Source organism: Kosmotoga sp. DU53, from assembly GCF_001639905.1.
Lineage (GTDB): Bacteria > Thermotogota > Thermotogae > Petrotogales > Kosmotogaceae > Kosmotoga > Kosmotoga olearia.
Genome location: NZ_JGCK01000048.1, coordinates 1 through 6,559 on the forward strand (window position 1 = coordinate 1; position 6,559 = coordinate 6,559).

Here is a 6,559-nt window from a genome sequence, read left to right on the forward strand (position 1 = left end):
TACAATGCCGCTTTGCTTCATGACATTGGGAAAATAGGCATCCCCGAATCTATTCTTAACAAGAAGGGCAAACTTACCAGCGAGGAGTTTGAAATTGTAAAGAAACATCCTGAAATTGGCGCAAACGTAATTGGTAAAATTCATCAACTGCAGGATTTGGCACCTATCATACTTTACCATCACGAGAGGACAGATGGGAGCGGCTATCCTGAGGGACTCTCGAAAGATAGAATACCGCTTCTTGCCCGTATTCTAGCCGTAGCAGACGTATTCGATGCACTGGTGAGCGATAGGCCCTATCGTCCTGGCATGACACCTGAAGGAGCAATCAGAATAATGGAAAACATGGCATTAGACCAGGATATTGTCAAAGTATTGAAAGAAAACCTCGAGGAGATAGTGAAAGCGTTAAATTCGTTGCTTGTTTTGGAAAATAAAAAATCATACTGTTATAAATTCTCAAGGGATGAACTTTTGAAACTAAAATGAGCCCACACGAAAGCAAGAAATCATAAAGTCTCGTACGAAATTAGAAACTTACCGATAGCCAGTGCGAACACTTGGAAATATCTTTATATCTTACGCTTCCGAAAATTCCTCGATAAAATTAATGTATTTACCCGAGAACGAAATATGTTTCAAGAAAGTAATTTTGTTGTAATGAACTTTGAGATAAAATCGTGGTGAATCACCCCCCCACCAGGGGGTTGGAGGTGGCAAAATGGATCGAAATGTAAAGCATTCAAGCAAGCATGCTCATGAGAAAGCTATTAAGAAGGAGCTTTCTGGTGCTCACAATCATGTCACGAATAACAAGAACTCAGATGTAAGTCATTCTCATCACCAACATATGCTGGATGATTTCAAAAAAAGATTTTTTGTTTCATTAATCCTCACAATTCCAGTGTTGTTACTTTCTCCGTTTTTCCAAGGGCTGTTGGGTTATAGCATATCTTTTGCCGCTGATAAGTATGTTCTTTTTCTTTTAGCAGCGACGGTGTATGTTTACGGTGGCCTTCCCTTTATTAAAGGAATGAGAAAAGAACTCATATCAAAACAACCTGGAATGATGACACTTATTGGACTGGCGATCAGTGTTGCTTTTTTCTACAGCGTAGCGGTGACTCTGGGGATAAGAGGGAAGACCTTTTACTGGGAATTAGTCACGTTAATCGATATCATGCTCCTTGGACACTGGATTGAAATGCGCTCTGTGCTTGGCGCTTCAAGAGCTCTTGAAGAACTTGTAAAGCTCATGCCTGTTGACGCTCATTTGATCACTCCCGAAGGTATTAAAGATGTATCTATGAAAGAGATAAAACCTGGTGATCTCGTGCTCGTAAAACCTGGAGAAAAAATTCCTTCCGATGGGATAGTTGTTGAAGGCACAAGCAGTGTCGATGAATCAATGCTTACAGGTGAATCACATCCAGTTTTTAAAAGTCCCGGAGCTGAAGTGATCGGTGGATCGATAAATCATGACGGTGCTTTGAAAGTTAAAATCAAGAACACTGGCGAGAACACGTATTTGATGCAAGTTGTAAAACTTGTGAAACAGGCCCAGGCTACCAGGTCAAGAACCCAGGACCTGGCAAATAAAGCAGCGTTCTGGTTGACGTTGATTGCCATCGTCTCAGGTATTTCGACACTTAGTATATGGTTATTAATAGGTAAATCTTTTCTATTCGCATTGGAAAGAATGGTTACAGTAATGGTGATAACGTGTCCACACGCTCTGGGGCTGGCGGTGCCTCTTGTTGTCTCTGTTTCAACATCAAAATCTGCCAAAAAAGGGATTCTCATCAGAGACCGAAAAGCATTTGAAAGAATAAAAGATGTGAATATGGTGATTTTCGATAAAACCGGCACTCTTACTGAAGGAAATTTTGAGGTAACAGATGTTTTGAGTCTATCAAATCTTTCAAAAGACGAGATCATAAAACTCGCAGCATCTCTGGAAGTTAATTCGGAACATCCTATCGCCCGAGCTATTACAAGATACGGTGAAAATCTGGGAGTAAAACCTGTGGAAGTTACTGGTTTTACCGCTATACCTGGAAAAGGGGCTAAGGGTTATATTGGTACATCTGAATACAGCATAGTGAGTCCTCAATATCTTACTGAATTGGGAATCAAAATTACAGAAGAGAGTATCTTAAATTTATTGCATAGTGGAAAAACAGTTGTTTTCTTGTTAGCTGATGATTCCATTGCTGGCGCAATCGCGCTTGGAGACAGAATACGCGAGGAGTCCAAAAGAGCTATTGCTAGACTACGTGAATTAGGAATAAAGACGTACATGCTGACAGGTGATAATAAGATTGTTGCAGAATCGGTTGCGAAGGAACTTGGTATGGACGGTTATTTTGCTGAAGTTCTTCCTCATGAAAAAGCTGAAAAAGTGAGAGCCTTAGCAAAGAAATATATTGTTGCCATGGTAGGTGACGGTATCAACGACGCCCCTGCACTTGTTGAAGCTCATGCAGGCATAGCAATAGGTGCTGGGACACAGGTTGCCATTGAAAGCGCTGACATTATCCTGTCGAAAGATAATCCCGAGGACGTAGTAGAGACTATTACGCTTTCCAGGGCAACTTATAGAAAGATGATTCAAAACTTGGTTTGGGCAACTGGTTACAACGTAGTGGCCATTCCTCTAGCTGCTGGAGTACTCTATCCACTTGGCATTTTACTTAGTCCTGCGGTAGGAGCTATTTTAATGAGTTTAAGTACAGTAATAGTCGCTATAAATGCGAGACTTTTGAAGGCCTGATGTTACGGTATGGGAGCGAGGGAAAAATATAACAGGTTTTCCCGCATATATGATTTTTTTGAAGGTGGAATGGAAAAAAGAATTTTTTCAAAATACAGGAAGTTACTCATGGAAAAGATTCCGTACGGTGCAAGAGTTCTTGAAATAGGGATCGGAACGGGAAAAAACATTCCTTATTATCCTTATGGTGTGAAAGTCATCGGGATAGATTTCAGCTCCGGCATGCTTGAAGTTGCGAAGAAAAGGATGAGAACGTTCCAAGGCAAAAAGTTGACTTTGCTGGAAATGGATGCACAAAGTATGAATTTCGTTGATGAATCTTTTGATATAGTGATTTCTACTTTTGTATTTTGTACTGTCCCCGACCCTGTCAAAGGTTTAATGGAAGCACAGAGAGTTCTGAAGTACGGAGGGAAAGCTATTTTTCTCGAGCATATGAAAAGCGACAACTATTTAATAAATTTCTTTCTATATCTGGCAAATTTTGTTACCAAACCGCTTTTGGGCACAAGCACTGTTCGCGATACAAAGGCAAATATTTTACGTGCAAACTTTGAAATAGAGGAAGAGATTCATCTTGTTTCTGATGTCGTAAGAATGTTTATTTGCAGAAAAACAAGGAAGTGATTCTGTAAAGGTTTTAACGGCTTTTATTTTGATAGTTGTTTTGGTATTAAGTATCACTATTATAGCCCATAATTTTGTGATGCTTCCGGGATTTGGGATACCGTGTCGTTGAAGGGAGATGTTTTTATGCTGCCCGAAATAACGAAAGGCATGACACTGAACGAGATCATGAATCTGCATTCGAGATTATATGAAGAAGTGGGTAAATTAGGTTTTGATATTTGCTGCGCAAAAATGGATACCGTCGAGGAGGCCTGCTTAAAAAAAGGTTTAGACCTACTGGAGACACTCAAACGCCTGAATTCGATTGTAGAAGAATTAAATGAAATCGAACGAATTATTCAAGAAAACCAGTAAAAATTAAAGGCACCAAACTGGTGCCTTTAATTCTCTATTGCTTTATGTAAAAGGGGCAACTTACTTTATTGACTCCTCGCAAAAAGAAAAAGTTCAAGTCATGTAAAGTCTCTAATCTGAAAATATGTATTCATGCTTGCAAACACTTGAATTTAACTCGGTTAATTCAATTTCTAGAAGCGAATCTCAACATCAACGTCGTGAACCTCCGGCTTTTTCTCAGGTTTCAGATCTTTCCGTACAACCTACAACAATTTTTATCACCGCGAAGCGGCTTTCTCGGACTCTCGGATCTTGAGCACCGGCTCTCGGTTTTTCCAATCTTCAACATCCATTCTCGCTTTTTTAATGTCAGGCAGCCGTATGTTATATAATCATAAACAAGTTTGAAGAAAAGCGACGCTTCTCAATCTGTGTTTGGGGGAGAGAATGTATGAAAAGATACGATGAGAGAGATACGATGTTTGCAAGAATGGTTTATAAGATGGGTACAAAAGAATATAAAGACTACTACTACAAAAAATCCTGAAAAGAAGGAATTAGACGACCGACTTAGGGCCAAACCTGAGCTGTGCTCGCCCGAAACGCCAACTTACAATCCTATTGATTCGAACATTGCAATCGCAAATTTCAAATTTTTAGCTGAGCTCAATCATTTGGTGGAAGGCAAGAGTAATCCCTCAAAAGTCCCTGTTGATCCGGAGAAGATCAGCTGGAGAATCGAAGAACTCGCCCTTTATTATGGGGCAAAGCATGCAAAAACAGTAAAAATGCGGGATTACCATTATTACAGCCATAGAGGAAGACAGCTAGAACATTACGGTGAAGAGATTAAAGAGCTTCTTCCTTATGGGATAGCCTTCACTGTGGAAATGAAAAGAGAGGCTGTGGAAAAAGCGCCCGCAACTCCTGAAATTATAGAAAGTTCGAGAGCTTATGTAGAAGCAGCTATTATTGGTATGCAACTGGCATATTTCATTCGCGAGCTAGGTTATAAGGCACGTGTTCATATGGACGCAAATTATCTCGTTATTACCACTCTTGTGGCACAGGACGCAGGAATTGGTGTGATAGGAAGGCACGGGTTGCTTATTACTCCAAAATACGGTCCTTTGGTTCGGCTTGGAGTTGTGACAACGGATATGCCTCTAACACCTGGCAAAAAACTCGAAATTGAAATTCATGAATTTTGCAATGTGTGTGGGCTGTGTGCCACAACTTGTCCGGGTAGAGCGATTCCTGAAAGGGACCGTGAATTTATAGACGGTGAACTTAGATGGCAAATCGATCAAGAAAAATGTTACGAGTTCTGGAGAAATGTAGGTACCGACTGTGGGGTGTGCATAAAACATTGTCCCTTTGGTAAAGGGATAGATATTTTAGAACTCGAAAAACCAGAATATTCGAAAGAACCTTCCAAGCTTCTTAGAAAGTACCTGAATAAAAACAAAAACCCAAATTAAGCTTGTTGGTACCACTTACTTCCAAATAATTTGGGAAGGGTGGTCGAAGAAGATCATTATTTTCAAAATGAGAAATAAGAATCATAGATTTTATAGATTCAATGGCTCAATCACATGGAGATTTTTAGTTTATCAAGGTCTTCTTTTTCATTGATTTCACCTTTTGTGTACCGTTCCAGGAAATGCCTTGAACTGTTGCTAGGGCCGGAATCGTCCTAATTCATACCAGAGAACAACCCTCTAGCGACGGAATTTAGAAGCTCTACCTTCTCTAAGGTAAAGTAGTTCGCATTTTGAAACCAATACAAAAAGTAAAGTTACATTTGCATTTCGAAATCGATCTGAGTAATCAGTTGTAATTCTGCCATGATAAAGTTTAGAAAAATGGAACCGGGTGGTGGAAAAATGGCCAAACTGAACGCTGGAAGAAAAGTTACCCTCTTGAGTTCCATTTTTGTTTTTGTTTTGGTTTTTGTTATCGCCATCGCAGGATTTTACAAGCTCAACCTCACCAGGTACAACGAAAGAATAAAAGGCCATATGCATGCTTTTGAGCTTTCAGTTCAATTAGTCGCTGAAAAGCTTTCTCTTGGGTATTTTCAATGGACCGAATTTTATAACGCAGTTACTGAAGAAAAAGCCGATTTTATTCAGGAAAACTTTGATGAAATACTTGATAGTTCTGAATATATCTCTTCTATAGAGCTGATTGACAGGCCAAAAGACTTTCAGGATTTTGACAGCTATTATTTTATTTATTCTGAAAATGGCAGATTGTCTATTTTGTTCAACATTTATGATGATTTCGTTGAAAACGTGATTAAAGATCGGGTAGTGAGGTGCGAATTGGATCTCGAAACTCTTCTTAAATTGCATGGTCTTACCACATTAGTTGATATCGTGAATGAAGGGAAGCCTTTCGCTTTTGGGCTTCACTATAAAATCAAACAACCTCCACTGCGTTTTTTCCACTTCGTTAGCTCTGTTGCCATAGCCTTTCTAATGGTGTTGATAATTCGAAGCATTATAAACAGAGAAATACATATTTACTATCAGACTGATGGTCTTAAAAGTCTGGTTTGGTTCTTTGAACAGCGAGACAAATATACCGTCAATCATTCGAAAAAAGTCGCTATGATCTGTATGTTCCTTGGAAAAGCATTGGGATTACGGCGTAAAAAGCTGAAAAAGCTCTACAATGCCGCTTTGCTTCATGACATTGGGAAAATAGGCATCCCCGAATCTATTCTTAACAAGAAGGGCAAACTTACCAGCGAGGAGTTTGAAATTGTAAAGAAACATCCTGAAATTGGCGCAAACGTAATTGGTAAAATTCATC

6 protein-coding genes are annotated in these 6,559 nt (G+C 39.5%); all 6 read left to right on the plus strand.

What is annotated here, in order from left to right; genetic code table 11:
* A partial coding sequence (locus DU53_RS06685) for an HD-GYP domain-containing protein (protein ID WP_153020834.1) occupies positions 1 to 489 on the plus strand: 489 nt, incomplete at its 5' end.
* Between the two features lie 232 nt (positions 490 to 721).
* A complete protein-coding gene (locus tag DU53_RS06690) occupies positions 722 to 2,773 on the plus strand; it encodes a copper-translocating P-type ATPase (RefSeq protein ID WP_082853858.1) in 2,052 nt (683 codons plus the stop codon).
* A gap of 9 nt (positions 2,774 to 2,782) precedes the next feature.
* Positions 2,783 to 3,400, plus strand: coding sequence for a class I SAM-dependent methyltransferase (locus DU53_RS06695; protein ID WP_063728173.1), 618 nt, complete (start codon positions 2,783 to 2,785; stop codon positions 3,398 to 3,400).
* Between the two features lie 126 nt (positions 3,401 to 3,526).
* Positions 3,527 to 3,757: a hypothetical protein gene (locus DU53_RS06700; protein WP_063728174.1), complete on the plus strand. Its 231-nt coding sequence runs from the start codon at positions 3,527 to 3,529 to the stop codon at positions 3,755 to 3,757.
* Positions 3,758 to 4,203: 446 nt separating this feature from the next.
* Complete coding sequence (locus DU53_RS06705; RefSeq protein WP_082853859.1) at positions 4,204 to 5,220, plus strand: reductive dehalogenase domain-containing protein; 1,017 nt, start codon at positions 4,204 to 4,206, stop codon at positions 5,218 to 5,220.
* Positions 5,221 to 5,586: 366 nt separating this feature from the next.
* Positions 5,587 to 6,559 (plus strand): HD-GYP domain-containing protein (locus DU53_RS06710; protein ID WP_153020835.1); only part of this gene is annotated, 973 nt, incomplete at its 3' end.